Raw genomic sequence first — 26606 nt, 5'->3', positions numbered from 1 at the left:
TCGCGGGGCCCGTCGTATCAGGCGTACGACGGGATTTCCAGGGGCCTTCGGCGCTCCGACCGAGGTTCGATGCGTCTAATTTCGCGATTGCTGTCTAACTCTGAGACACGGCCCGTGCGACGCCGTCCGAAGCAGTATGGCCGCGCTTTGGCAAAGCGCCGCCCGCCGGCAGCAACAAGGCGCCGAACAGCATCGCCAGCAGGCCGACCCAGACCAGCGAGAGGAACGGATAACGACGGATCACCACCACGCTTTCGATCTCGTCATCGGGCTGCTTCAGCAAGCGCGCCGAGGCCGGCACCCAGACCTGCAGGTCGCCGCTCCAGCCACGCACGATGAACGGGTGCAGCACATAGCCGCGGTCCGAGGCGAAACGTGCGTAGTGGTAGTCGAGAATCTCGCAGAGCTGGCGCACCGGGCCCTGGTAGGCCGGCGGATTGCCGCGGCTGTCCTGGAACAGCGCGTGGCCGGCGAGCGTACGGTCGCCATCGCGCAGCTCCACCTTCGCCACCGCGTGGTAGCCGGAGAAGTCCGGACGGCTGGCATCCGGCAGCACGCGCATCTGCATCCCGCCGATCACCGCGTGCCACTGCTCGAAGGAGGTGCCGGGCGCAATGCTGATCTGCTGGTAGGTATTCAGCGCCGTGGCCGCCAATCCGCCCACCAGGGCGATCACCGCGCCGCCATGTACCAGGGCCAGCCCGCCGCTGTAGCGCAGGTTACCCAGGCGCCGGCTGCGCCACAGGCTCAGCGCGCCCCAGAGCAGGCAACAGCCCATCAGGAAGGCCCCGCCGAGCAGCGCCGCGTCCAGCCAGGGCAACACCGCCACCACGCTCTGGGAGAGCATGCCCTCGCCGTTGTAGCCGCCGCTCAACCAGCCACCGCGCCAGCCGACCCAGAGCATCACGCCGGCCATCGCCAACGTTGCCAGCAGCGCGAGCCGGGGCCGGGCACAACGGCGCAGGAAGCTGTAGCCGCCGATCAGCCCGAGCAGCGCCAGCACCGGCAGCAACCCCTTTGCCAGTCCGTAGCCATTGACGTCCCACTGGTCGAAGGCGCGGCGCAGGCTGTCCATCTCCTGGGTGGTGGCCCAGGCGGTCAGGGTCTCGAAGAAGGGTTTCAGCTCGTTGGGCCGCTCCAGCCCAAGCCACTCATAGAGATGTGCCTGGATCAGTGCGCCAAGAGCCAGCAGCCCGGCCCCGGCGAACAGGTAGATGGCCACGTCCAGCGTCCAGTCCGATGCCCCGCGCCGGCGCATTTTCTCGCCGCGCCGGCCGGCAACGAGGTAGAAGGCTGCGAGGATCAGCAGGATCAAGGCCAGCGCCAGATGACTGAGCCACGACGTCGTGCCGATGTAACGGTGCGAGCTGGCCAGCACCGTGCTGCGGGTCACCGCCATCGCCACGCAGGCCATGGCCGCCGCCAGCAGGCTGAGCAGCGGCAACAGGCGGCGGTTGGCGCCGTCGGCGCGCCAGCGGCGAGCACCGTGCAGCACCGCGCCGAGCAGCGCCCAGATGACGAAGGCCGAGGTCTGCACCGGGTCCCAGTGCCAGAGCTGGCCGAAGGTGAAGTCCTCCATGGCCCAGGCCATGCCCGCGCCGATACCGGCCGTGAGCACCAGCCAGGCGCGCCGGCTGTAGCGCGGCATCACCCAGGCATAGGCGCCGCCGCCCTGCCCCAGCGCGCCGAGCGCGGCGCCGGCGGGCGCCAGGGCCCAGGCGTAGGCACAGAGAATCAACGGCGCGTGGAAGGACATCCAGAAGGTCTGCAGGTGGGCGTTCATGCCCTGGCTGGGCTGGTGCGCCAGCCACTCCATGGGCGTTGCGCTGAACGGCCCGAGCCAGGCGGCGGTGGCCGTGTACCAGGCGGCGATCAGCGCCATCCCGCGTCCGGCCCAGCCGTCCAGCTGGCGACCACTCAGGGCGGCGGCCATGCAGAAGGTGGCCAGCAACAGCACCGTCCCCTCGTCGCCACCCCAGAGGTTGGAGAACTTCAGGTACGCCGGCAGCGCCGCGCTGCTGTAGAGCCACGCGTAGCGCAGCTGGAAGTGGTCGGCCAACAGATGCAGCGCCACAGCCAGGCAGGCTCCGCACAACACCCCCAGCGCCAGCGGCCAGCCCGGCAGGCGCAGGCCCGGTCGCAGCGCCCCCAGGGCGATCAGCGCGGCGACCGCCCAGAGCAGCGCATTCCCCAGCGACGGCAATAGCCAGAGCAGCGCGCAAGCCGCAAGCGCGGCGCACAGCCCGGCAAACAATGACGACATCCTCTTCAAGCGAGCCTCCCTTCCGATGGCGCCTGGCGTGGCAGGCGTGCTGAGCCTTGCCCTCACACATTGCGTGCCAGTAGCAAAAACCCTTGGGAAACAATCCATTGGCCCACGCCCTGGGGCGCGCGAGCGTGGCAATTCGCGACGGCTGTTTCAGCCTGAGACATCCGGGACAGTTTTAGACGATGGTCGAATGACCGGGTCGCGAGCACCGCAATGCGGGCGTGGAAAAGCCTGCCGCAGCGGCATTATCCGACCCCGTGCGTCGGAAATAACGTTCTCATTCGCGCCAGCCGTGGGTTTGCGGGTCATAGAAGTGGATATCCGAGTCATGCCGGTTATGCTTTTTCATGACCTTGCCCCGTGGCAGGGCCGCCTGTTTTCACGCTTCGCGCAATCCGTATGACCATGACATCAGCCCCTGGGCCTGAGTGCGGCAACGGTAGGGAAGGACTCCGGCCTTTCACAAGAACAAGACGGAGAAGAACATGGCGCAGACATACAGCCCGGCCGCGGGCAACGCACCCCACAGCGGCATCACAAAGGAGGAGCGCAAGGTCATCTTCGCCTCCTCCCTCGGCACCGTATTCGAGTGGTACGACTTCTACCTGTACGGTTCACTGGCGGCGATCATCGCCAAACACTTCTTCGCCGGGGTCAACGAGACCACCGCCTTCATCTTCGCCCTGCTGGCCTTCGCCGCCGGCTTCGCGGTGCGCCCGTTCGGCGCCATCGTGTTCGGCCGCCTGGGCGACATGATCGGCCGCAAGCACACCTTCCTCATCACTATCGTGATCATGGGCACCTCCACCGCCGTGGTCGGCCTGCTGCCGGCCTACTCCACCATCGGCGTGGCGGCACCGATCATCCTGATCACCCTGCGCCTGCTCCAGGGCCTTGCCCTGGGTGGCGAGTACGGCGGCGCAGCGACCTACGTGGCGGAACACGCGCCGCAGGGCAAACGCGGCTTCTTCACCTCGTGGATCCAGACCACCGCCACCCTCGGCCTGTTCCTCTCGCTGCTGGTGATCATGGCCTGCCGCACCGCGCTGGGCACCGAAGCCTTCGAGTCCTGGGGCTGGCGCGTACCTTTCCTGCTGTCGATCCTGCTGCTGATCGTCTCGGTGTACATCCGCCTGCAACTCTCCGAGTCGCCGGTATTCCAACGCATCAAGGCAGAAGGCAAGGCGTCCAAGGCCCCGCTGACCGAATCCTTCGGCCGCTGGGACAACCTCAAGGTGGTGATCATGTCGCTGCTTGGCGGTACCGCCGGGCAGGCCGTGGTCTGGTACACCGGACAGTTCTACGCGCTGTTCTTCCTCCTGCAGATCCTCAAGATCGACGCGCAGACCGCCAACTTCCTGATCGCCGGCTCGCTGCTGCTGGGCACGCCGTTCTTCGTGTTCTTCGGCAGCCTCTCCGACAAGATCGGCCGCAAGCCGATCATCATGGCCGGCTGCATCCTCGCCGCGCTGACTTACATCCCGATCTTCCACGGGCTGACCCAGTACGGTAACCCGGACGTGTTCGCCGCCCAGGAGAAGAACCCGGTGACCGTGGTCGCCGATCCGGCCCAGTGCTCGTTCCAGTTCGACCCGGTGGGCAAGGCCAAATTCGTCAGCTCCTGCGACCTGGCCAAGAGCCTGCTGGCGAAGAAGGCCATCCCCTATGAGAACGTCAAGGCTGACGCCGGCGCCGTGGCCCAGGTGCACATCGGCGACAAGACCATCGCCAGCTTCGAAGGCGCTGGCCTGCCGGCCGGGGACTTCAAGGCGCAGTCCGATGCCCTCACCGCGCAGTTGGGCACCGCCCTCAAGGACGCCGGCTACCCCGAGAAGGCCGACCCGGCGAAGATCAACCACCTGGCCATGCTGCTGCTCCTGACCGTGCTGGTGATCTACGTGACCATGGTCTACGGGCCGATCGCCGCCTGGCTGGTGGAACTGTTCCCGGCGCGCATCCGCTACACCTCCATGTCGCTGCCTTACCACATCGGCAACGGCTGGTTCGGCGGCTTCCTGCCCACCGTGGCCTTCGCCATGGTGGCGGCCACCGGGGACATCTACTACGGCCTCTGGTACCCCATCGTCATCGCGGTGATGACGGCGATCCTCGGCACCTTCTTCCTTCCGGAAACCAAGGACCGGGAGATTCACCACGGCTGAGTGGCGCCCCTGCGGCGTACGACCGATCGCGGTTGTACGCCGCAGGGAGGATCGGCTCTCTCGTAGGAGCGAAGCTTCTCCGCGCCCCACCGGCAAGACCGGTGCCGGGTCGGTTCGCGAGCAAGCTCGCTCCTACGAAGAGCTAACCCGTCGCCCCTGTAGGACCGAGGGGGACGCCCAGTCCTTGCTCGCGAACAGCACAGCACGAGGTCAATCGCGGACAGAGTCCGCTCCTGCGACCAATCCGGGCCCCCGCCGTCTCAGCCGCTGTCGCAATGTGCGACAACGGCTTTCCTCCCGATCGCCCCTTAAATCAATAAATTCTTTTAATTTCAAACAGTTGAATAACCCTTCAAGCCTTGGCACAGCCGTTGCGATGCTCCGCCTCAACCTGCTCCTAACGAACAGACCAACAAGAGGCAATCGCAATGCTCGCTTCCCTGCCCATCAAGCCCGAATCCCGCGCCTTCCTGCAGCGCGCGCCGAAGATGCTGATCGGTGCCGACTGGACCTCCGCCAGCGACGGCGCCCGGATGGACCTGCGCAACCCGGCCACCGGCGAAGTGCTGTGCCAGGTGCCCGCCGGCACCGCCGCCGATGTCGACCGCGCCATACGTGCCGCACGCCAGGCCTTCGATGATTCGGCCTGGAGCCGCACCCGCCCGCGCGAGCGGCAGAACCTGCTGTGGAAGCTCGCCGACCTGATGGAGCGCGACGCCGACCTGCTGGCCGAACTGGAATGCCTGAACAACGGCAAGAGCGCCGCCGTCGCCCGCGTGATGGACGTGCAACTGGCCATCGACTTCCTGCGCTACATGGCCGGCTACGCGACCAAGATCGAAGGCACCACCGTGGACGTGTCCATGCCGCTGATGCCCGACGGCGACTTCCACGGCTACATCCGCCGCGAAGCCGTCGGCGTGGTCGGCGCCATCGTCGCCTGGAACTTCCCGCTGCTGCTGGCCTGCTGGAAGCTCGGCCCGGCGCTGGCCACCGGTTGCAGCGTGGTGCTCAAGCCCGCCGACGAAACCCCGCTGTCTGCGCTGAAACTCGCCGAACTGGTGCTCGAAGCCGGCTACCCGGCCGGGGTGTTCAACGTCGTCACCGGCACCGGTATCACCGCCGGCGCCGCCCTCTCCCACCACCCGCTGGTGGACAAGCTGACCTTCACCGGCTCCACCCCGGTCGGCAAGGAAATCGGCAAGGCGGCCATGGACAACATGACCCGCGTGACCCTGGAACTGGGCGGCAAGTCGCCGACCATCGTGATGGCCGACGCCGATCTGGCCACCGCCGCTGCCGGCGCCGCCCAGGCGATCTTCTTCAACCAGGGCCAGGTCTGCTGCGCCGGCTCGCGCCTGTACGTGCAGCGCAAGCACTTCGACAACGTGGTGGCCGATATCGCCGGCATCGCCAACGGCATGAAGCTGGGCAACGGCCTGGACCCGAGCATCGACATGGGCCCGCTGATCTCCGCCAAGCAGCAGAAGCGCGTGTTCGACTACATCGAACTGGGCCGTGACAAGGGCGCCACCATCGCCTGCGGCGGCGAGCAGTTCGGCCCCGGCTACTTCGTCAAACCCACGGTGATCGTCGACGTCGACCAGAAGAACCCGCTGGTGCAGGAAGAAATCTTCGGCCCGGTGCTGGTCGCCATGCCCTTCGACGATATCGACGATGCCCTGCGCCTGGCCAACGACAGCCCCTATGGCCTGGGCGCCAGCATCTGGTCCAACGACCTGGCCGCGGTGCACCGCATGGTGCCGCGCATCAAGTCCGGCTCGGTGTGGGTCAACTGCCACAGCGCGCTGGACCCGGCGCTGCCCTTCGGCGGCTACAAGATGTCGGGCCTGGGCCGCGAAATGGGCGCCGCCGCCATCGAGCACTACACCGAACTGAAATCGGTGCTGATCCGCCTGTAAGCCCCTGCTGTCTACCTCGACCGGAGATCCCTTGCTCCGGTCCCTTGCATCCCCCGGTTGCCACAGTGGCCGGGGGATTTTTTTTGTTGTTCGCAGTGTCACCGCCCCTGCATTAACGACATCTCCGGTGACCGCCCGCCAAAGCAAAAGCCGCGTTGCAGAGCGGCCCATCGCCACTACCCAGCCATGCACCATGTCGTTTTTGGCCATGCCCGTGGCGATCCTGAACAACTGGGAAGACACCCATCTGGCATAGCTTGAGCCCCGCGTAATACTGGCTGCGCTGCGCGGCATTCCCGAGCCCCCATCGACCCGCGAGGAAGGGATCGCGGCTTGGTGGAAGCCCGCCCCCGGCCCGTGGCTACGCGCCCTCCATAACAACAATTTCAATAAGAAGGCCGACAGATGAGTGCTCCCAGTGCAAAAGGCGCCAATGGCGATCTGGTGCAGGGCTTCAAGCCCCGCCACGTAACCATGCTTTCCATCGCGGGAATCATCGGCGCAGGGTTGTTCGTCGGCTCCGGCCATGCGATTGCCGCCGCCGGACCCGCCGCCATAGTGGCCTACGCCCTCTCCGGGCTGCTGGTGGTACTGGTGATGCGCATGCTGGGGGAAATGGCCGTGGCCAGCCCCGACACCGGTTCCTTCTCCGCTTACGCCGACCAGGCCATCGGCCGCTGGGCCGGCTTCACCATCGGCTGGCTGTACTGGTGGTTCTGGGTGCTGGTCATCCCCATCGAAGCCATCGCCGCCGGGGTGATCCTCAACACCTGGTTCCCGCAGGTCGAGACCTGGGTCTTCGCCCTGTCGATGACGCTCCTGCTGACCATCACCAACCTGTTCAGCGTCGCCAAGTACGGCGAGTTCGAATTCTGGTTCGCCATGCTCAAGGTCGCCGCCATCGTGCTATTCATCGGCCTGGGCGCGGCGGCCCTGTTCGGCATCCTGCCCGGCCACGAGGTCAGCGGCCTGCAGAAGATCATGGGAGAGCACGGCGGCTTCATGCCCAACGGCTGGACGGCGATCTTCAGCGCACTGATCACCACCCTGTTCAGCTTCATCGGCACCGAGGCGGTGACCATCGCCGCCGCCGAATCCAGCGACCCCAGCCGCAATATCGCCAAGGCCACCCGCTCGGTGATCTGGCGCATCAGCGTGTTCTACCTGCTGTCAATCGCGGTGATCATCTCGGTGGTACCCTGGAATGATCCGCGGCTGGTCGAACTGGGCTCCTACCAGCGCGCCCTGGAACTGATGAACATCCCCCACGCCAAGCTGATGATGGACCTGGTGGTGCTGGTCGCCGTGGCCAGCTGCCTGAACTCCTCGGTCTACATCGCCTCGCGGATGATCTACTCGCTGAGCCGGCGCAACGATGCGCCAGCCTTCATCCAGCGCACCTCGGCGGCCGGCGTGCCGCGCGCGGCGGTGATCGCCAGCACCCTGATCGGCATGGCCACCACCCTGCTCAACTTCTTCGCCCCGGGCCGCCTGTTCGACTTCCTGCTTGCCAGCTCCGGCTCCATCGCCCTGCTCGTCTACCTGGCCATCGCCGTCTCGCAGCTGCGCATGCGCGGCATCCTGCGCCGGCGCAACCACGAGCTGGTGTTCCGCATGTGGCTGTTCCCCTGGCTGACCTGGCTGGTAATCGGCATCATCAGCTTCATTCTCACGGTGATGTTCATCATGCCTTCGCACCGCGTGGAAGTCGGCTCGACCCTGGCGCTGACCGTGGTGATCATCCTGCTGAGCCAGACCAGCCGGCGGACCGCGGGCCACGGCGCAACGTCGCTCGGCCAGCGCGCCGCGACCGGCGCGGGCAACTGATCCGGGCCTGGCGCGTCACAGCGACGGCATCTGACAAACGAGGTGGCGATTGGTCGAACGGCGGCAATTCAGTGGTGCCATGCAGGGACGCAACCTGCGCTTCATCGGCGAACAACAGAAGGAGCCCACCCGCCAGGCGCGGGTGGGCTTTCTGTTGCTCGAACACTTTTCCCTGCCGGCCTTCACCCAGGCGCTGGATACCCTGGTCACCGCCAACCTGATCCGCGCCGAGACCTTCGCCACCCAGACCTACAGCCTCGACGGCGAGTCGGTCACCAGCGACCTCGGCCTGGTGATCTGCCCTGGTGCTGCGCTGAGCTCGGCGCAGCTCGCCGAACTGGACCTGCTGGTGGTCTGCGGTGGCCTGCGCACGCCGCTGCGCGCAACGCCGGAAATGACCCGTCTGCTGCAGATCGCCGCCGACCGGGGCATCACCCTGGCCGGTTTGTGGAACGGTGCCTGGTTCCTCGGCCAGGCAGGGCTGCTGGACGGCTACCGCTGCGCCATCCACCCCGAGCACCGCGCCGCCCTGGCCGAGATCGCCCGGCACAGCGAGGTCACCAGCGAGAGCTACCAGCTCGACCGCGACCGCCTGACCGCCGCCAGCCCCACCGGCGCCTTCAACCTGGTATTGGAGTGGATCAACGCACGCCACGGCCGCGAGCTGGTGGACGCCATCGTCGACATCCTCGCCTTCGAGGAATCGCGCTTCCGCCGCACCCGCCCCGCCCTGCACGAGAAGCTCAGCGAGCCGCTGCGCGAAGCGATCAACCTGATGAGCGCGAACATCGAGGAACCGCTGAGCCAGGACCAGCTGTCGCAATACGTCGGCCGCTCCAAGCGGCAGATCGAGCGGCTGTTCCAGGAGCAACTGGGGACCACCCCGGTGCGCTACTACCTCGAACTGCGCATCACCGAGAGCCGGCGCCTGCTGCAGCACTCCACCCTGCCGATGTACGAAGTGGCGCTGGCCTGCGGCTTCGTCTCGCCCAGCCATTTCAGCAAGTGCTACACGTCCTTCTACGGCTACTCGCCGTCCAAGGAAGTGCGCTACGGCAATGTGAAGTCGGCGAAATGAGCGCGGGACGGCCCCAGGGTGATGCGCGCTCGTAGGAGCAACTGTCTTGTCCCGGCTGAATCTGTGCCAGGGCTTTCCCCCTCACCCCAGCCCTCTCCCTCAGGGAGAGGGAGCCAGATCGTGCCGGCTGACAGAGTGGTTTCATCCTGCACCGGACGATCCCCTCTCCCCCTGAGCGGGGCGCGCAGCCAGGGTTAGGGTGAGGGCCAACCCGAGCGCAGATGCATTTCGTAGTCCGTAGGATGGGTGGAGCGAAGCGATACCCGTACTGTCGGGGGTCAGGATCGATGGGTTTCGCTTCGCTCTACGCCATCCTGCAAAGCCAATGCGCCAGGTCCCCGGAGAGGGCTGGGGTGACGGCAACCTCCCGCGCCGGAACTTCCCCGAATCACCATGAAAAATGCCCGCACAAGGCGGGCATTTTCTTCAGCGACGAACCGATCAGGCCAGCGGCGGCGTCAGCGGCGGCACCAGGCGCTTGGAGCCGGTGGCCTCGAAGGCCGCGGCGAAACGCAGCAGCGCCGAGTCGTCATAGGCGCGACCGGCGAAGGTCAGGCCTACCGGCATGCCGATGTCGGCCATCACGCCCATCGGCACGGTGACGGTCGGCACGCCCAGGTGACGGATCGCCAGGTTGCCGTTGGCCACCCAGACGCCGTTGCTCCAGGCGATATCGGCAGACTCCGGATTCACGTCGGCATCGGCCGGGCCAACGTCGGCCACGGTGGGGAACAGCACGGCGTCGAGCTTCAGGCCGTCCATCCAGTCTTCCAGGTCCAGCTTGCGGGTCTTCTCCAGGCCGCGCAGGCCGTCCGGCAGGGTCTCGATCTGGTCCCAGGTCTTCAGGCCGCGCTTGGCCATGTTCACGTACTCGTCCATGCCGGCGCAGAGGTCACCCTCGCGGTTCGGCAGAGTGCCCGGGTCGTGGGGGAAGATCTGCGGACCGTCGACATCGGCCAGCTTGTTCAGCTTGGGATCGCCGTTGGCGCGCAGGAAGTCGTCGAAGCCCCAGCCCGACAGCTCCCACAGTTCATCGTGGAGGAACTGCTCGGAAACGATGCCGCGGTTGAACACGGTCGGCGCGCCAGGACGGTCGCCCTCGCAGTTGGAGACCAGCGGGAAGTCCACTTCGATGACTTCGGCGCCGGCCGCTTCCAGGGCCTTACGGGCCTGTTCCCAGAGGTCGATGACCGAGGCGCGGGTGTTGATGCGCTGGCCGGTCGGGCCGCCGATACCGGGCTTCTCGCTGGTGCCGGCTTCTTCGTCCTTGTTGATGTACATGCGCGGAACGCCCAGACGCTTGCCTTTCAGGGCGTCGGGGCCGACGGCCAGGTCCAGGTAGGACGCCGGGCGGACTTCGCTCACCGCCGGGATCGGCACCCACGGCTGCAGGCGCCACAGATCGCCGCGCTTGTCGGCGTCTTCGGCAACCACCACGTCGAGCACTTCCAGCAGGTCGGCCATGGTGCGCGCGTACGGCACCACCACGTCCATGGTCGGGGTCAGCGGCCAGTTGCCGCGTACCGAGATCACGCCACGGGACGGGGTGTAGGCGCACAGGCCATTGTTCGAAGCCGGGCCACGGCCGCTCGACCAGGTTTCTTCGGCCAGGCCGAAGGCGGAGAAGCTCGCGGCAGTCGCGGTGCCGGCGCCGTTGGAGGAACCGGAGGCGAACGGCGCGGTGAGGTATTTCGGGTTGTACGGGCTTTCCGCACGGCCGTAGACGCCGCGCTGCATGCCGCCATTGGCCATGGGCGGCATGTTGGTCTTGCCCAGGCAGATGGCGCCAGCGGCGCGCAGGCGCTCGATGGTGAAGGCATCGCGGTAGGCGATCAGGTCCTTGAAGGCCGGGCTGCCTGAGGCGGCGGTCAGGCCTTTCACCAGGTAGCTGTCCTTGGCGGTGTAGGGAATGCCATCCAGCGGGCCGAGGGTCTCGCCACGGGCACGACGGGCGTCGGAGGCTTCGGCCTCCTTCAGCGCCTCGGGGTTGCGCACGACCACGGCGTTGAGCTTGGTCGGGCCATCGTAGGCATCGATGCGCGCGAGGTAGGCCTTGACCAGTTCGACCGCGGTGGTGCGGCCCGACTCCAGGGCTTCACGCAGCTGCGCAATGGAAACTTCGGTTACCTCGATCATGCTTTCACCGTCGGCTGAAGGTTGGTGGGAAGGGACAGGTCTGCGTCGCGAAGGACCCAGACGGCGCAAGTCAGAAAATGCGTGTTCATCTCTATTCTCTTGTACTTCTGTTGCGCGACGGGTGTGAGTTTACCGTCGGCCGGCGGCCTTCATCAGCGCCCGGAGGACAGACCGGGACCTGAAGTATGGCAACTGTGGCGAATAAGGCCGCCAGGGCGCACACACTGGCACGTCCGATCAGAATACACAACACGCGTAAATTAAAAAAAACGCCCGCCGACAGGGGAATCGACGGGCTGAACGGGCGCTTGGGGGTCGCCCGCAGGAAGGAGGTCAGCGCACCGTTGGGGTCGGGCGCTGACCGGTGGTGCAGATCAGAAGCGGAAGTAGGCCGACAGCGTGGTCTGGTCGAGGTCGACGTCACCGACCTTCAGGGTCTCCTGCTCCAGGCGCACGCCCAGGCCGCCCAGCACGTCCATCTCGGCACCGTAGCCGTACAGGGCGTCCAGGTCCTCGGAATTGCCGGTTACATCATCGTCGTCGGAACGCCAGCCATGCACACCGGCGGTGCCGAACAGACGGATACGCTCCCCGACCGGGACGCCCAGGCGCACGTTGGCCTGCACCGACTGACCCTCGAACTTCTTGTCGCCGTCGCTCATCTCGCCGAAATCGACGACCGCGCCTTCGAAGGCCAGGTAATTGTTCAGGCGGTACCCCGCGTAAACCTTGTAGCTGTTGTCCTTGTCGTCGAAGCGCGACTCATCGATCTCACCCTGCGTGACACCGCCACCGACATACAGTCCCCTGTCATCGGCAAACGCCAGCGCCGGGGCCGACAACAGGAACAGGGTGGAAAGCACTTTTGCGACACGCATGAAAACTCCTTACCAGTGACATCCACCGTCACCGGCACAAACTTGAAATGAATTGAATTCGGACAGGCGCCAACTTCCCCGAGTGGAAAGCGCGCACTTATCGCCGGATGGCGGAACGAATGAATAAGCGGAACTACATCGAACCCGTTTGAATCACCCTCTTTATCCAGAACACAAGGCGAGGCAATTAAATCCAACGGGATATTCGGCTGACCATCGTAGGTTCTCGATAGTCGGGATAAGGTGCTGGGAACTGGGCGAAAGGGCCGTCTTACAGCGCTTCGACACAGTCAGACGGCAAACCGGACAGTTGTCGCCGCATCGGCATCTTCGAAGAGCATTGCACTCTTGCGTGACTGCCCGAATGCACTTCGACCATTACGGAGTTGATTCGCAGCACCCGTGCTGACGGAAGAACAGTTCGATATTCAAGTATTTCGAAATTGTTCGCGGGCAATACGGCCTGTATTACCCGTCATTGCGCAAGGACGCCACCGGGCGCGATCACCTCCCACACATTTCAAATCCTTTCGGCCATCGAAGCAGCGAATCAGTCCCCTGCTCCAACCAGCCGCTGCTCCACGTTCACGCCGGGCATCATCCGTTGCAGCCCGTCGACCAGGCTGTCTCCCGCTGCCTGCAGGGCCTCCAACGGCATTTCCGGCAGGCTTTCGAGGATGAACCACATCCGCTGCGCCTCGGCATCCAGGCGGGTGCGTACGCCCTGGCGCCAGTTCCAGCGGCGGCAGGTGACGCCCGCGTCGTCGCGCCAGATCACCTCGCCAGCCTCGGGGTATTCGTGGGCCGGCACGCCCTCCTTCATCGTGTCGAAGACTTCGCTGCCGTCGGCGACCACCAGCCTTGGCGCGCCGGCATAGGCGGCCAGGTTCTCGCCGCCGACCGGGATGGCGAAGCGCAGGCTCACGGCGTTGTACAGGTCCACCACCGGGTCGATGCTCGGCAGGCTGCCGTCGCGTAGTACGCGCTTGCGCAGGGCCAGTGCCGAGCAAGGCGTGCGCTGGGGCTTGGCGCCGAATCGGCGGAACACCTCGCCCCATGCCTCCAGGTGCGCTTGCGCCCAGGCCGGCTCGTCCGCCGCCAACTCCTGACAAGCGCGCTGCAGCGCCTCGTCGGCCACTTCCGGGCGGGTGATGGGCGCTGCCTCCACCGTGATGCTCAGGGCGCGGAAGCCCGGCGCGATGTCAGTAATGGCGGGATCGATGATAGGGGTGACCGGTTGCATGGCGGGGTCCTTGGCGTGTTGCGGGGTAGCTCGTCCGGGTTACGGACAGGTGGGGAAAACAGCTAGTCGCGGCAGCGTTCAGCGGCGAACGAGATTGCGCATCCGGTAGTCACCCCAAGCGATGGAAAGTGTATTCAGCACGCGACGAAAAGCAGTCCATCCGAACGTCATCGGATTTCTCCTGAGCAGCGGGAAAGGGCTTGCGGGCACAGGCGCCTCGCCCGGAAATTTCTAACACCGAGCCGCCCACCGCTGCCATGAAATCCCCGAATGATTGATTAGTCCTGCTTATGCGGAGCCGAGTAGATCAGGGGCGCTAATGACTCCGAAGCGTTGTTCTGTCGTCATTTTCGTGCGCCAGCACAGAAAGGGTTCCGGGTGATACATACGAAATCGCCTGTTCCAGCAGCTGCAGGAAGCCAGCGCGGAGCGGCCGACAGGAAAGTAGTGCCGTCTGAGCGTTGCCCTGAGCGCGGGCGTGAGGAAGATCGCGGCTGCCGCCCCTTGCAGCGGGTCGCTTTCCTAGGAGCGGATCTTTTCCTCGAAAGCCCGTGCGCCGATGCTTCGCCTGGTCCTTGCTCGCGGACGAGTCTCCCGGCGGCTTCGGCTCCGGGCGGGTTCGCGAGCAAGCTCCCACAGGTGACCTTCTTCCCTCAGCGCGGGGTGGGCAGATGACCTTCGACGTTTTCGGTCGATTGGCCGTGATCGGAGGACTCCGAGGCATGCCCTGGAGTCGCGGGTGCGGTGGGGCGTATCGGCGTACAACCGCGAACGGTTGTACGCCCTACCGATAGGCAAACCGCAGCTTCCCGATGGCTGGAAGCCTCCCCGAAATCAGTCGCCTACCTGCCGGCGAACGGCCGAATGTACTCATGAGTCTAGAATTTTGTATTCGATACTAACGATTATCGTACACATAAATATCAACACAACCCACTACACGAAATTCCCATCCCAGAGCCCCGTCGCGACTCGTCATTCGATAACCGACCGGTCAGATTTCGGACCACCGGACAAAAACATGTATACAAACTAGTAGATATTTCCTACTGATTTTGTCTACAGTGCTCGCACAACAAAAACAAGCGAGTCCTCAGCCATGAATGATCGTTCAGCTGTAGCGTCCGCCGGAGCACGTCCGGAAGACGAGAACCTCGGTGTCGGCGCCAACCTGGCGTACGGCCTGCAACACGTTCTGACCATGTACGGCGGTATCGTCGCCGTGCCCCTGATCCTCGGCCAGGCGGCCGGGCTCTCACCCAGTGAGGTCGGCATGCTGATTGCCGCCTCACTCTTCGCCGGTGGCCTGGCCACCCTCCTGCAAACCCTTGGCCTGCCCTTCTTCGGTTGCCAGTTGCCGCTGGTGCAAGGCGTGTCCTTCTCCGGTGTGGCCACCATGATCGCCATCCTCTCCGGTGGCTATGAGGGCGGCGGCCTGCCCGCCGTGCTCGGGGCGGTAATGGCGGCGTCGTTCATCGGCTTCCTGATCACCCCGGTGTTCTCACGCATCACCCGGTTCTTCCCGCCGCTGGTCACCGGCATCGTGATCACCACCATCGGCCTGACGCTGATGCCGGTTGCGGCGCGCTGGGCCATGGGCGGCAACCCCAAGGCTCCGGAATTCGGCAGCATGGCCAACATCGGCCTGGCGGCCATGACCCTGGTGATCGTCCTGCTGCTGAGCAAGCTGGGCAGCGCCTCGATCTCGCGCCTGTCGATCCTGCTGGCCATGGTGATCGGCACCGTGATCGCCGCCGCCCTGGGCATGACCGACTTCTCCCGCGTGACCGAAGGCTCGATGGTGGCGATTCCGTCGATCTTCCACTTCGGCATGCCGACCTTCCACATCGCCGCCATCATCTCGATGCTGATCGTGATCATGGTGACCCTGGTGGAAACCTCGGCGGACATCCTCGCCGTCGGTGAGATCATCGGCACCAAGGTCGACTCCAAGCGCCTGGGCAATGGCCTGCGCGCGGACATGGCCTCCAGCGTCATCGCACCGATCTTCGGTTCCTTCACCCAGAGCGCCTTCGCCCAGAACGTCGGCCTGGTGGCCGTGACCGGCGTGAAGAGCCGTTACGTGGTGGCCACCGGCGGCCTGATCCTGGTCGCCCTCGGCCTGCTGCCGGTGATGGGCCGCGTGATCGCCGCCGTGCCCACTCCGGTCCTCGGCGGCGCCGGCATCGTGCTGTTCGGCACCGTGGCGGCCAGCGGTATCCGTACCCTGTCGAGCGTGGACTACCGCAACAACATGAACCTGATCATCGTCGCCACCTCCATCGGCTTCGGCATGATCCCGATCGCAGCGCCGAGCTTCTACGAGCACTTCCCGAGCTGGTTCGCCACCATCTTCCACTCGGGCATCAGCTCTGCCGCCATCATGGCCATCGTCCTGAACCTGCTGTTCAACCACCTCAAGACCGGCAACTCGGACCAGCAGTCGGTGTTCGTCGCCGCCGAGGAGCGCACCCTGCGCTACCGCGACATCGCTGCGCTGAACGAGGGTGACTACTTCCAGAACGGCAAGCTGTTCGACTGCGACGGCAAGGAGGTCCCGCTGATCAACGACGATCACGATGACCACCACGTTCCGGGTCATAAACGACAGGTACGCGAGGCGGAAAACAGCCACGTCTGACCTGGCGACTCCCACGAAAAAGCCCCGCACCTGCGGGGCTTTTTCTTTTCCGCTAGCTCGCTACTACAGGCTGGCATTCGCACTACCGGTGATCGTACGCCGCCATTTCCTCCTCGATGGGCGCCCTCAGGGCTACCACGGTAGGAGCATCGATCGCGGTTACCGGCTCGCCGACCGGCAGCAACAACGGCGTCGAAGGCCCGCCGCCGGGAGGCGGGTTGACCACCACCACGGCCAGTGTCCCCGCCTCGACCACATCGTCAGGCAATAGCTGGAAGGCCAGGCGGGTGCTGTCGGAGATCATCGTCTCGCGGTCCTCGCCGTTTACCTGCACCCGCGCGCCACGGGCGAACCCCATGCCGCGCAGGCAGATGTAGGTGGCGCGAGTGCCGGCGACCGGCGGTTGGGCATCGCCGATGCAGGCGACGGGGTTTTCCAGCTCGTCCTTGCGCCTGATGTCGCCCGCCACTGAGCGAGTGCGGAACAGGGCGTCGAAAACCTCCGCAAGCTTGTCGGTGGCCTGCTTGGAGACCATGCCGGCCAGGCAGGCGATACCGATCACCACATGCAGGTTGACGCTACTCGCCTCGCCGGTAGTGCTGACGGTGAAAAAGGCGCCACGAATGAACAGGTAGAGGATCACCGCGAGGATCATGCCGATGAAGGGCTTGAGCACGTACCACCAGATCCAGCTGACCATGAAGCGCTCGTTGCCGACGAAGTCGCCGAAGGACTTGGCGAGGTGCACGAAGCTGCCCAGCCCGCCGGCCACCATGACCATCGCCAGCAGCCGCGCGTCCGGCCCCGGACACCAGCCGGCCAGGCACTGCACACCGGGGTCGCCCACCGAGCCCGGTGGCGGGAAATTCGGATAGAGCTGCGGCCACAGCCTGACCAGCAGGCAGGCCAGCAACAGCGCGAGGCAGACCAGCCCCGCGCCCATGGCACCGATCTGGAATGAGTTGGCACGGCGGCTCTTGCTGCGAGTGTCCATCATGCGCTCCGGGCGATGGCCCAACGGGAGGAAAGCGCCCTGCCGCGAAGAGCGTTTGCCGCCTTCGCACGACGGACAGAGAAACACACGTTAGCGCAGCGCGATGGCTCTGCAAGAGGCAATTGCGAGTATTTCGCGACTGTCTCCGCGCTGATACGTAGCGCCGCTGAAACAGCGCCCGGAAAAGCCCGTCCTCAGGCCACTTCAGCCTCGGGCCGGGTTTCGTCCAGTAGTCCGATAAAAGCACGCAGCGCCGGCGTATCGGTACCGCGCCGCCAGAACAGCCAGGTGGTGGCGTTGGCGTGGTGCGGCGCCAGGCGATGAATGGTCACGTTGCGCCCCCCGGCAAGGCTGTCGAACATCGCCCGCGGGATGATCGCCACCCCACCGCCCGCCGCGATGCAGGCGAGCATGCCGTGGTAGGACTCCATCTCGACGATCTTGCCCGGCACCACCCGATGCTCGGCGAACCAGCCTTCCAGGCGCTTGCGGTAGGAGCAGGTATCGCGGAAGGCGAACACCGTCTCCCCCGCCACGTCCCGCGCGTCGTGCACCGGCGGGTGGGACTTGGCGCTCATCAGCACCAGCTCCTCGCGGTACACCGGCTGGCCATCCAGTTGCGGGTGGTTGGCCGGACCGTCGGCGAAGGCGGCGATGAAGCGGCCGGAGAGGACACCGTCGATCATCTCGCCGGACGGGCCGGTGGACAGGTCCAGCTGCACCTTCGGGCAATGCTGGTGATAGCGCGCCAGCATCTCGGGGATGCGCACGGCGGCTGTGCTCTCCATCGAGCCCAGGGAAAAGCTGCCGTGGGGCTCGGCGCCCACCGCCACCTGCCTGGCCTCTTCCACCAGCGCGAGGATGCGTTCGGCATAGTCCAGGAAGCTGCGACCGGTCGGCGACAGGCGCAGGCGCAGCTTCTCGCGGATGAACAGCTCGGTGCCCAGCTCGGCTTCCAGTTGCTTGATCCGCGTGGTCAGGTTCGAGGGCACGCGATGCAGACGGGCGGCGGCGGCGGTGATGCTGCCCTCCTGGGCAACGGCGCGGACGATTTCCAGCTGGGTGAGGTCCATGATTCTCTCCGAGAGAAAGAGTCTTTCTTGATTATTCATTTTACATGAATGAATCCGCATCTTAATTTCTGCTCCATCCCGGCGCCAGAGTGCCCGGACGAACGACCGGCCTTGCGGCCTCACAGAACAAGCAGGACTCACCATGAACCAGATCGCCGCCATCCCCGCTGCCATCTCCCGCAGCCCCGCCACCGGGCAGGAACTGGCCCGCTACACCTTCGAAGACGCCGCCCAGCTGGAAGCCTCGCTGGCCCGCACCGATGCCGCCTTCCGCCAGTGGCGTGAAACCAGCATCGCCGAGCGTGTCGCCGTGCTGCGCAAGATGGCCGAGGTGCTGCGCGCCAACGTCGAGCCGATGGCCCGCATGGAAGCCCAGGAAATGGGCATGCCGGTCACCCAGGCCCGTGGCGAGATCAACAAGTGCGCCAACCTGTGCGACTGGTACGCCGAACATGGCCCGGCCATGCTCGAAGACGAGAAGACCCCGATCGAAGGCGCGTACATCTCCTACCTGCCGCTGGGCCCGGTGCTGGCCGTGATGCCGTGGAACTTCCCCACCTGGCAGGTCATGCGTGGCGCGGTGAGCATCATCCTGGGCGGCAACACCTACGTGCTCAAGCACGCGCCGAACGTCATGGGCTGCGCCTACCAGCTGCGCGACGCCTGGCTGCAGGCCGGCCTGCCCGAGGGCGTGTTCGAAGTGCTGAACGTCGAGCCGCCGCTGGTTTCCAAGGCCATCGCCGATGACCGCATCGCCTCCATCGCCGTGACCGGCAGCGTGGGCGCGGGCGCCGCCATCGCCTCCCAGGCCGGTGCCGCGCTGAAGAAGTGCGTGCTGGAGCTGGGCGGTTCCGACGCCTTCATCGTGCTGGCCGACGCCGACCTGGACGCCGCCGTGAAAGCCGCCGTCGCCAGCCGTTTCGGCAACTGCGGCCAGGTGTGCATCGCCGCCAAGCGCATGATCCTGGAAGAATCCATCGCCCCGGCCTTCACCGAGAAGCTGCTGGCTGCGGTCAAGGCACTGAAGATCGGCGACCCGCTGGCGGACGACACCTTCGTCGGCCCCATGGCCCGCTTCGACCTGCGCGACGAGCTGGACGGCCAGGTGCAACAGGCCATCGCCGACGGCGCCACCCTCCTGTTGGGCGGCCACAAGCTCGAAGGCGAAGGCAACTACTACGCGCCGACCGTGCTGGCCGACGTGAAACCGGGCAACACCGCGTTCAAGAAGGAAATCTTCGGCCCCGTCGCTTCGCTGATCGTCGCCCGCGACGCCGAGCATGCCCTGGAGCTGGCCAACGACAGCGAGTTCGGCCTCTCCGGCGCCATCTGGACCGCCGACAAGACCAAGGCTCAGCAGATGGCTCGCCGCCTGGTCAGCGGTGGCGTGTTCATCAACGGCTTCTCCGCCTCCGACCCCCGCGTACCGATCGGCGGCGTGAAGAAGAGCGGCTTCGGTCGCGAGCTGTCGCACTTCGGCCTGCGCGAGTTCCTCAACCCGCAGACCGTCTGGATCGACCGCAAGTAAGGCCACCTTCGCCCGTCAGCTCCACCCATCCTGCGGTCGTGCGGACTCTTCCATCCGCCGGCCGTTTGGATCGATTGGGCGTAAAGGCTTATCCTCAGCCTTTCGTCCTACGCCGCTCTCCTCGGCGCGGGCGTCGTCCGCCCCGGCACTTCGCCGGGGCGTTCCACTCAAGGAGGCTCCATGATCGAGTTGTATTACTGGCCCACTCCCAACGGCCACAAGATCACCCTGTTCCTCGAAGAAACCGGCCTCGACTACCGCATCCACCCGGTCGATATCAGCGCCGGCGACCAGTTCAAGCCCGAATTCCTCGCCTTCTCGCCGAACAACCGCATGCCGGCGATCATCGACACCGCCCCCGCCGACGGCGGTGAGCCGATTACGGTGTTCGAGTCCGGCGCCATCCTCGTCTACCTCGCGGAAAAGACCGGGCAATTCCTACCCGGCGACGTGCGCGGGCGCAAGACGGTATTGGAATGGCTGTTCTGGCAGGTCGGCGGCCTCGGCCCGATGGCCGGGCAGAACCACCACTTCGTGCAGTACGCGCCGGAGAAGCTGCCCTACGCCATGCAGCGCTACATCAACGAGACCAACCGCCTGTACGGCGTGCTGGACCGACGGCTGAAGAAGGTGTCTTTCCTCGGCGGCGAGCAGTACAGCATCGCCGACATGGCCAGCTATCCGTGGGTGGTGCCATGGCAGCGCCAGCAGCAGAACCTTGATGACTTCCCGCACTTGAAGCGCTGGTTCGAAACCATCGCCGCCCGCCCCGCCACCGTGCGGGCCTACGAGAAGGGCCAGCCGTTCCAGTCGCGGCCCTCGGTCACCGAGGAAGGCAAGAAGATCCTGTTCGGGCAGACGGCGGCCAGTCTGGGCAAGGACGACTGATCCGCGCCGGAGTGGCTCCCGTAGGGCGTATAACGCTCCGCGTTATACGCCGATTGGCCTTGGCCAGCCCCATCGAGATCGGCCTGGAAACCACCGTAAAGCTCGACCACGACGCTGACGAAAGCATCGGCGTACAACCGCGAACGGTTGTACGCCCTACGCTCCCGACCGATACCCTTGCGTCAGCAACCAGCCCTGGAACGCCCGGCGCCGCTCCGGCGGCAAGTCCGCCAGCACCCGGGCTTCGGGCTCCTCGCGAAGACGCCGCAGCCACGGCGCCAACTCCAGCCCATCGAGGTGCCAGATACCCAACGGCTGATCGGCGCTGACCACCACCTCCGCCTCATCGACGAAGTCCCCGCGCAGCACCGGCGCACGCTCGATGCGCAGGCTGGCGAAATCCGCCGGCGCGTGGCTGGGCTGCTCGTCCGGCCAGGCGCGACGAGCCTGCCAGAAGGGCTGGTCGGCCCAGCGCTCTTCGCTGGCGTAGAAATCACGCCCGACACGGGCGAAGCGCAGGAACAGTTGCTCAACCCGCTGCTGATGGAAGCGTTTGGCCAACTCCGCGCGCTCGGGTGCGCGCAGCAGGGTGTTGATCACCACCGGCGCCTGCAGGGCAGACGACAGCGACTGGAAGATGCCGTTGCCCGACAGCGGGTCCACCGCCATCGCCGCATCGCCCACGCGAATCCAGTTGTCGCCACAGGCTTCCAGGCAGAGGATCGCCGTACTGCTGCGGGCGTGCAGGTCCAGTTCGCGCTCCTCGCCAGCACCGAAAAATTCCCGCACCCGTTGCGAGGCGCCACGGCGTTCGCGGCAGTAATCGAGCAATTGATCGCGCGGCGGCAATTGACTGCTGGCCACATCCAGGGTCATTTGCCAGTAACAGCGGCCATCCTCCAGCCGCGCCATCCAGGCCCAGCCATCGGGCAGGCTTTCCACCGCGCTGGCCAACGGACCGGGTTCGCCCTGCCAGCGGTTGAGCAGGCTCAGGGTTTCCGGGCCGCGCCGGGCCTTTTGGCCCTTCTGGTTCAGCGGCGCCTGGCGGCCACGGGCTTCGACGAGGAAGGTGCCCTGCACTTCCCGGCCCCCTTCGAGTTTCACGCGCCAGCCGGAATCCTCCGGTTCGACGGCCAGCGCCTGGGCTTCGATCAACTCGACGCCCGCTGCTTTCAGGTCCTCGCGCAGGCCGGCGTCGAAACGCGGACGGTCGAGGATGCATTCGATGTTCTGCGCGCTTTCGTTGCCGTTCCAGTGCACGCGACGCTGCGATGGGGGCGCGGCGCAGCTCAGGGCGTGGTGCAGTCCGGCGCTACGCAGCCCCTCCAGCACGCGCTGGGACACGCCTTCGACGGCGGCGAAGCGGCGCCATTCGCTGATGACGATGACGGAATGGCCGAGGCGGCGCAGGCCCAGGGCAACCGCCGCTCCGGCGGGACCGGCGCCGAGGATCAGGAGGGGGGCTTCGGTCATGCCTGGACGGGAAGGCGTTCGACCTTTACTCATAACCCACCTTCCGCTCGATGCCATGATAAGGAGCCCGCTCGCGCATCTGCTCGATCAGCTCCAGATTCGACAGCTCCGGTCGCTCCGTCAGCATCGACGCCAGGTGCCCACTGAACGCCGCGCATCCCAGGCTGGCCCCCGAACGTCCGGCCACGCTCACCGCTGCGCCGAAATCCGCCTGCGAACTGTCCAGCCAGGACCACTCCCGCTCGCGGCAACGCGCATCCCCGGTCACGCGGATCACCCCCGGATAGCTCGCCGGAAACACCGGCTCGCCCCGCGCCGGGCTCGACGCGCAGACCAGCACGCCCGCCGCCACCAGGTCGGCCACGGCATCGTGCAGGATCGGCCGGTCCTGCCGCACGCCAAGGCTCAGGTTGATCACCCGCACGCCCTGCTCGCCCAGCCAGCGCAACGCGGCGGCGAGCTGCAACGGGCTGGTCACGCCACGTTCATCGAATACCTGGGCGACGCACAGGCGCGCCTCGGGCGCCCGCGCAAGAATCGCCTCGCAGACGGCGCTGCCATGGCCGAGGCGATCATGCGTCAGTGGCAGTTCGTCCAGCCCATCATTGGACAGGCAGAAGCGTCGCCCGCCGACCACGAAATTCGCCTGCCCGTCAGCATGCCCACTGTCGACCACGCCGATGCGCACCTCAGGCCTCATGTCGCTGCACCGGCTGGGCCTCACGCACGCGCATCTGTCCATCCTGCAATTCCAGATGCAGGTCGGCGGCGGCCAGCGTCGAAGTACGGTGGCTGATCAGCAGCCGCGTACGGCTGGCGAACAGTTGGTCGATGGCGGCGATCACCTCGCGCTCGGTGCTTTCGTCCACCTGCGAGGTGGCTTCGTCGAGCACCAGGATCAGCGGGTCCTGCAACAGCGCGCGGGCGATGGCGATGCGCTGCCTCTGCCCGCCGGACAGCTGCTGGCCGCGTTCGCCCAGCGGGCTGTCGAACCCCTCGGGCAGGCTGGCGACCAGGCTGTCGAGCTGCGCCGCGCGGGCGGCTTTCTCGATGGCCTCACGAGTGGATTCCGGGGCGCTGTAGGCCAGGTTGTCGGCGAGACTGCCACGGAACAGCACGATGTCCTGGCTGACCACCGCCACGCGCCGGCGCAGGGCGTGCAGGTCGAGCTCGCGCAGGTCGATGCCGTCGAGCAGGATGCGGCCCTGGTCGGGATCGTAGAAGCGTTGCAGCAGGTCGATCAGCGTGCTCTTGCCGACCCCGGACGGCCCGCTCAGCGCGACCTTGAGACCGGCGGGAATCACCGCCTGCACATTCTGCAGAACCGGCTGCGCGCGGCCCGGCCAGGCATAGTGCAGGTTCTCCAGGCGCAGCTCGCCCACCGACGGCATCGGCCGTGGCGCTACCGGCGAAGCGATACTGGCTTCCTCACCGCGCAGCTCCATCACCCGGCCGAGGCTGACGGTCATGCGCTGCAAGGCCACGTACAGGCCTAGCAGGCTCTGCACAGGCCCGATGGCCATGCCCAGGTAGGTGGAAAAGGCGATCAGCGAACCCAGTTGCCAGGTCCCCTGTACCACCCAGTAGCCGCCGACCAGGAAGGCACAGGCGCGGGACAGCGACATCAGCGTGCCGGGCACCGCCTGGGTGAAGAACTCGGTGAGTTGCAGGCGCAGCAGTTGACCAAGGTAGCCCTGCCCCAACCCTTCCAGGCGCCCGGCTTCACGGTTCTGCTGGCCGGCGGACTGGATGAACTTCATCGCCGGCAGCGTCTCGACGAAGAACGACGAGAGGTCCGCCGAGCGCTCGCGCAGGCCGCGCGCCTCGCGCTCCACCTTGCGCCGCATCCAGCGCAGCCAGAGCACGTCCAGCGGGATCAGCAGCGCCACCAGCAGCGAGAGCTTCCACGACAGGGTGAGCAGCAATACCAACGCACCGACCAGGCCGATGACGCTGGAGACGGCGGAGAACAGCGAGTCCACGGCGAAGCGCTGGATTTCGGCGACATCGCCATCGAGCCGGGACATCAGGTCGCCGATGCGGCGGCGGCCGAAGAAGCTCGGCGAAAGGGTTTGCAGGTGGCGGTACAGCGCGTCGCGCAGGGCGAACAGGATGCGCCCGGACAGCCGCGTGTGCAGGTAACGGTTGAGGCCGGACAAGGCCGTACCGACGAGGCCGACGACGATCATCGCGCCGGCCACCATCACCAGCACCGGGAAGTCCTTCGCCAGCAGGCCGTCGTCGATCAGCAGCTTGGTCAGCCAGGGCTGTGCCAGTACCAGCAGGGATGCGCAGAACGACAACCCGAGCAGGCCGGCAATCGCTGCCCGGTGCGGTCGCACAAAGCCGTACAGCCAGCGCAGCGACGCCTTGAGCGCCTGGGGGTCGTCGCTCTCGATCAGGCGGGTGAAGAACATCAGCCCACCTTGAGTTGCTTGAGCTTGCGGTACAGCGTGGCGCGGCTGATGCCCAGCGCGTCGGCGGCGGCGGAGACGTTGCCCTGGTGGCGTTCCAGCGCCTGGCGGATCAGCTCCAGTTCGTTCTCGCGGATGCTGCCGCTCTGCGGGCGCTCGCCGGCGCTGAGTTCGTCCAGGGTGCTGTCGGGCAGATGATCCAGGCCGAGCACGTCCTCGCCCTCCTCGCGCATGGCCAGCGCGGTGCGCAGGACCATCTCCAGCTGGCGGATGTTGCCCGGCCAGTGGTACTCGCGCAGCAGCGCCAGCAGGTCGGAAGACAACTTCATCTTGGGCGCGCCGAGGCGGCTCAGCAGGCCGGCGGCCAGTTCGGCGAGGTCGTCGCGCTCGCGCAGCGCCGGCAGCTTCACGCTGATGCCATTGACGCGGTAGTAGAGGTCCTCGCGGAACTGTTTCTCTTCCACCAGGCGCTTGAGGTCGCGGTGGGTGGCGCAGATCAGCGCGACGTCGATGTCCTGTTCCTCGCCGGCGCCCAGCGGCGCCACCTTGCGCTCCTGCAGCACGCGCAACAGGCGCGCTTGCAGGGCGAGCGGCATGTCGCCGATCTCGTCGAGGAACAGCGTGCCGCCATGGGCCTGTTGCAGCCGCCCGACCATGCCGCCGCGCCGCGAACCGGTGAAGGCGCCGTCGCGGTAGCCGAACAGTTCGGACTCGATCAGGCCTTCGGGAATCGCCGCGCAGTTCACCGCGACGAAGGGTTTGTCGCTGCGCGCGCTGGCCTGGTGCAGGGCGCGGGCGACCACTTCCTTGCCGCTGCCGGTTTCGCCAAGCAGCAGCACGGGCAGCTCGTTCACCAGCCCCTGGCGCGCCATGCGCAGGGCGCGGGCGTAGCGCGGGTGGTTACCGGCGAGCGCTTCGAGTTCCGGGCCCGCAGCCGGGCGCGGCGCGCGGTTGCTGACGGGTACACCATGGCTGCGCAGCGGCGCCTGGAGGGTCTTGTAGAACAGCTCGCCCTTGGGCGTCTGCAGGCTGCCGACGCCGCCCTGGTAGAGCCGGCCCAGCAGCTGGTCGCCACGCAGGCCGAGGAGATCTTCGCTGCGCCGGCCGACCAGACTTTCGCGGGTGGCGCCGAGCAGTTGGCAGGCCTGGCCACTGACAGCGAGCACCTTGCCGTCCAGACTCAGCGCCAGCAGGCCCTGCCAGGCCGAATCCAGGTACTGACGACGGTAATGGAAGGCGATCACCACCTGCCCCGGATGGCTGACGGCGAACAGCCGCGCCTCGATCTGGAACACCGCAAGGCTGAGCAGCGAGAGGCTTTCCCGCGGGCCGGAGAGCGGGCCTTCGCGGGTCATGTCGAGCACGCCGAGCAGCGTGCCCTGCGGCCCTTCGATGGGCACCGAGGTACAGGAGAAGCGGCTCAGGCGGTCGAGGAAGTGCTCGCCGCAGTCGATCTGCGTGGCGCGCTTTTCCACCAGAGCGGTGCCCAGGGCGTTGGTGCCGCGCGAAGCTTCACTCCAGCAGGCGCCCTGGACGATGTCGGCCAGGCCTTTGCTCTGCATGTGATCGCGAGCGCCTTCGACGGAGAGGATGGTGGCGTCGGCGTTGGCCAGGATGATCACGCCATCGTGGCCCTGGCGCTGTTGCAGGTAGTCGAGTTCGGGAGTGGCTGCATCGAGCAGCAGGCGATTACCGGCCAGCAGCACGTCGGGTTTGACCCGCGTATCGAGGCCATGCTCGGTGCCGCTGGCGCAGTCCAGGCCATGGCCAAGGCTGCGCCGCCAGGAGGCGTCGATCTCCTCGCGGAGCACACCGCTGGGCACTTCGCCCTCCTGTTGCAGGCGTTCACGGGCCAGATGGGCTTCGCGCAGCAGGTCGCTGCTTATTGTTCTTGTGGTCATGCATCGCTCCGGTAGGTTCCATGACTAGCTTCAGCATGGAACTCGCAGGCTGGTCAGGGCTGTGTACACCCGCAGGCGGCGTCCGTAAAGGGGAAGCCCCTGGTCGGAAAGGTCAGATACGAGCGCGAGGCAATTCCTGCGCCATCTACCCGTCCTACGCCGCCTTCGAGGTGTGTTGA

Annotated in this window: 17 protein-coding genes; 7 read left to right on the top strand and 10 right to left on the bottom strand. The window is 66.3% G+C overall.

Annotated elements, in window-relative coordinates:
• Positions 1-94 precede the first annotated feature (94 nt).
• A complete protein-coding gene (gene ccsA, locus O6P39_RS11845) occupies positions 95-2263 on the bottom strand; it encodes a cytochrome c biogenesis protein CcsA (RefSeq protein WP_275611939.1) in 2169 nt (722 codons plus the stop codon).
• A gap of 491 nt (positions 2264-2754) precedes the next feature.
• Between ccsA and O6P39_RS11840 the strand changes: the two genes are divergently transcribed.
• From O6P39_RS11840 to O6P39_RS11825, 4 genes are all read left to right on the top strand, one after another.
• Complete coding sequence (locus O6P39_RS11840) at positions 2755-4431, top strand: MFS transporter (RefSeq protein WP_275611512.1); 1677 nt, start codon at positions 2755-2757, stop codon at positions 4429-4431.
• Between the two features lie 428 nt (positions 4432-4859).
• Positions 4860-6353, top strand: a complete 1494-nt coding sequence (locus tag O6P39_RS11835; RefSeq protein WP_275611511.1) for an aldehyde dehydrogenase family protein — start codon at positions 4860-4862, stop codon at positions 6351-6353.
• A 405-nt stretch (positions 6354-6758) separates the two neighbouring features.
• Positions 6759-8180 (top strand): GABA permease, encoded by a 1422-nt coding sequence (gene gabP / locus O6P39_RS11830; RefSeq protein WP_275611510.1) that lies wholly within the window; start codon positions 6759-6761, stop codon positions 8178-8180.
• A 79-nt stretch (positions 8181-8259) separates the two neighbouring features.
• Positions 8260-9258: a GlxA family transcriptional regulator gene (locus O6P39_RS11825; protein WP_275611509.1), complete on the top strand. Its 999-nt coding sequence runs from the start codon at positions 8260-8262 to the stop codon at positions 9256-9258.
• A 441-nt stretch (positions 9259-9699) separates the two neighbouring features.
• Here the strand turns inward: O6P39_RS11825 and O6P39_RS11820 are convergent, their stop codons facing one another.
• The 3 genes from O6P39_RS11820 to O6P39_RS11810 all read right to left on the bottom strand — a co-directional run bounded on the left by O6P39_RS11820 (position 9700) and on the right by O6P39_RS11810 (position 13515).
• Positions 9700-11394: an amidase gene (locus tag O6P39_RS11820; RefSeq protein WP_275611508.1), complete on the bottom strand. Its 1695-nt coding sequence runs from the start codon at positions 11392-11394 to the stop codon at positions 9700-9702.
• A 374-nt stretch (positions 11395-11768) separates the two neighbouring features.
• Positions 11769-12272 (bottom strand): porin family protein, encoded by a 504-nt coding sequence (locus tag O6P39_RS11815; protein ID WP_275611507.1) that lies wholly within the window; start codon positions 12270-12272, stop codon positions 11769-11771.
• Positions 12273-12822: 550 nt separating this feature from the next.
• Positions 12823-13515, bottom strand: coding sequence for a B3/4 domain-containing protein (locus tag O6P39_RS11810; protein ID WP_275611506.1), 693 nt, complete (start codon positions 13513-13515; stop codon positions 12823-12825).
• Positions 13516-14614: 1099 nt separating this feature from the next.
• Here O6P39_RS11810 and O6P39_RS11805 point away from each other — a divergent pair.
• Positions 14615-16156, top strand: coding sequence for a nucleobase:cation symporter-2 family protein (locus O6P39_RS11805; protein ID WP_275611505.1), 1542 nt, complete (start codon positions 14615-14617; stop codon positions 16154-16156).
• Positions 16157-16238: 82 nt separating this feature from the next.
• On the opposite strand, the gene O6P39_RS11800 is transcribed toward O6P39_RS11805, so the two are convergent.
• Complete coding sequence (locus tag O6P39_RS11800) at positions 16239-17150, bottom strand: hypothetical protein (protein WP_275611504.1); 912 nt, start codon at positions 17148-17150, stop codon at positions 16239-16241.
• Between the two features lie 194 nt (positions 17151-17344).
• Entirely contained in the window at positions 17345-18223 is an 879-nt protein-coding gene (locus O6P39_RS11795; protein WP_275611503.1) for a LysR family transcriptional regulator, read from the bottom strand.
• Positions 18224-18365: 142 nt separating this feature from the next.
• Here O6P39_RS11795 and O6P39_RS11790 point away from each other — a divergent pair, with 142 nt between their 5' ends.
• Positions 18366-19751, top strand: a complete 1386-nt coding sequence (locus tag O6P39_RS11790) for an NAD-dependent succinate-semialdehyde dehydrogenase (RefSeq protein WP_275611502.1) — start codon at positions 18366-18368, stop codon at positions 19749-19751.
• Between the two features lie 180 nt (positions 19752-19931).
• Complete coding sequence (locus O6P39_RS11785) at positions 19932-20639, top strand: glutathione binding-like protein (protein WP_275611501.1); 708 nt, start codon at positions 19932-19934, stop codon at positions 20637-20639.
• Between the two features lie 156 nt (positions 20640-20795).
• Here O6P39_RS11785 and O6P39_RS11780 read toward each other — a convergent pair whose 3' ends face one another.
• From O6P39_RS11780 to O6P39_RS11765, 4 genes are read right to left on the bottom strand one after another with little or no spacing between them, the layout of a single operon-like run.
• Positions 20796-22112: a lycopene cyclase family protein gene (locus O6P39_RS11780; RefSeq protein ID WP_275611500.1), complete on the bottom strand. Its 1317-nt coding sequence runs from the start codon at positions 22110-22112 to the stop codon at positions 20796-20798.
• 25 nt (positions 22113-22137) lie between these two features.
• Positions 22138-22812: a S8 family serine peptidase gene (locus O6P39_RS11775; protein ID WP_275611499.1), complete on the bottom strand. Its 675-nt coding sequence runs from the start codon at positions 22810-22812 to the stop codon at positions 22138-22140.
• On the bottom strand, positions 22802-24529 hold the full coding sequence (locus tag O6P39_RS11770; protein WP_275611498.1) for an ABC transporter ATP-binding protein: 1728 nt from the start codon (positions 24527-24529) through the stop codon (positions 22802-22804). The genes O6P39_RS11775 and O6P39_RS11770 overlap by 11 nt, the downstream gene beginning before the upstream one ends.
• Positions 24529-26427, bottom strand: coding sequence for a sigma-54-dependent Fis family transcriptional regulator (locus tag O6P39_RS11765; RefSeq protein ID WP_275611497.1), 1899 nt, complete (start codon positions 26425-26427; stop codon positions 24529-24531). The genes O6P39_RS11770 and O6P39_RS11765 overlap by 1 nt, the downstream gene beginning before the upstream one ends.
• Positions 26428-26606: the final 179 nt, after the last annotated feature.

The sequence above is a fragment of the Pseudomonas sp. PSE14 genome (assembly GCF_029203285.1).
Taxonomy (GTDB): Bacteria; Pseudomonadota; Gammaproteobacteria; order Pseudomonadales; family Pseudomonadaceae; genus Pseudomonas.
Note: the sequence above shows the minus strand (reverse complement) of the source record. Positions and strands in the feature narration are given on the sequence as shown.

Bases quoted from the DNA above. Each gene is read 5' to 3' on its own strand.
- ccsA (WP_275611939.1), bottom strand. From the start codon at position 2,263: ATGTCGTCATTGTTTGCCGGGCTGTGCGCCGCGCTTGCGGCTTGCGCG.
- O6P39_RS11840 (WP_275611512.1), top strand. From the start codon at position 2,755: ATGGCGCAGACATACAGCCCGGCCGCGGGCAACGCACCCCACAGCGGC.
- O6P39_RS11835 (WP_275611511.1), top strand. From the start codon at position 4,860: ATGCTCGCTTCCCTGCCCATCAAGCCCGAATCCCGCGCCTTCCTGCAG.
- gabP (WP_275611510.1), top strand. From the start codon at position 6,759: ATGAGTGCTCCCAGTGCAAAAGGCGCCAATGGCGATCTGGTGCAGGGC.
- O6P39_RS11825 (WP_275611509.1), top strand. From the start codon at position 8,260: ATGCAGGGACGCAACCTGCGCTTCATCGGCGAACAACAGAAGGAGCCC.
- O6P39_RS11820 (WP_275611508.1), bottom strand. From the start codon at position 11,394: ATGATCGAGGTAACCGAAGTTTCCATTGCGCAGCTGCGTGAAGCCCTG.
- O6P39_RS11815 (WP_275611507.1), bottom strand. From the start codon at position 12,272: ATGCGTGTCGCAAAAGTGCTTTCCACCCTGTTCCTGTTGTCGGCCCCG.
- O6P39_RS11810 (WP_275611506.1), bottom strand. From the start codon at position 13,515: ATGCAACCGGTCACCCCTATCATCGATCCCGCCATTACTGACATCGCG.
- O6P39_RS11805 (WP_275611505.1), top strand. From the start codon at position 14,615: ATGAATGATCGTTCAGCTGTAGCGTCCGCCGGAGCACGTCCGGAAGAC.
- O6P39_RS11800 (WP_275611504.1), bottom strand. From the start codon at position 17,150: ATGGACACTCGCAGCAAGAGCCGCCGTGCCAACTCATTCCAGATCGGT.
- O6P39_RS11795 (WP_275611503.1), bottom strand. From the start codon at position 18,223: ATGGACCTCACCCAGCTGGAAATCGTCCGCGCCGTTGCCCAGGAGGGC.
- O6P39_RS11790 (WP_275611502.1), top strand. From the start codon at position 18,366: ATGAACCAGATCGCCGCCATCCCCGCTGCCATCTCCCGCAGCCCCGCC.
- O6P39_RS11785 (WP_275611501.1), top strand. From the start codon at position 19,932: ATGATCGAGTTGTATTACTGGCCCACTCCCAACGGCCACAAGATCACC.
- O6P39_RS11780 (WP_275611500.1), bottom strand. From the start codon at position 22,112: ATGACCGAAGCCCCCCTCCTGATCCTCGGCGCCGGTCCCGCCGGAGCG.
- O6P39_RS11775 (WP_275611499.1), bottom strand. From the start codon at position 22,812: ATGAGGCCTGAGGTGCGCATCGGCGTGGTCGACAGTGGGCATGCTGAC.
- O6P39_RS11770 (WP_275611498.1), bottom strand. From the start codon at position 24,529: ATGTTCTTCACCCGCCTGATCGAGAGCGACGACCCCCAGGCGCTCAAG.
- O6P39_RS11765 (WP_275611497.1), bottom strand. From the start codon at position 26,427: ATGACCACAAGAACAATAAGCAGCGACCTGCTGCGCGAAGCCCATCTG.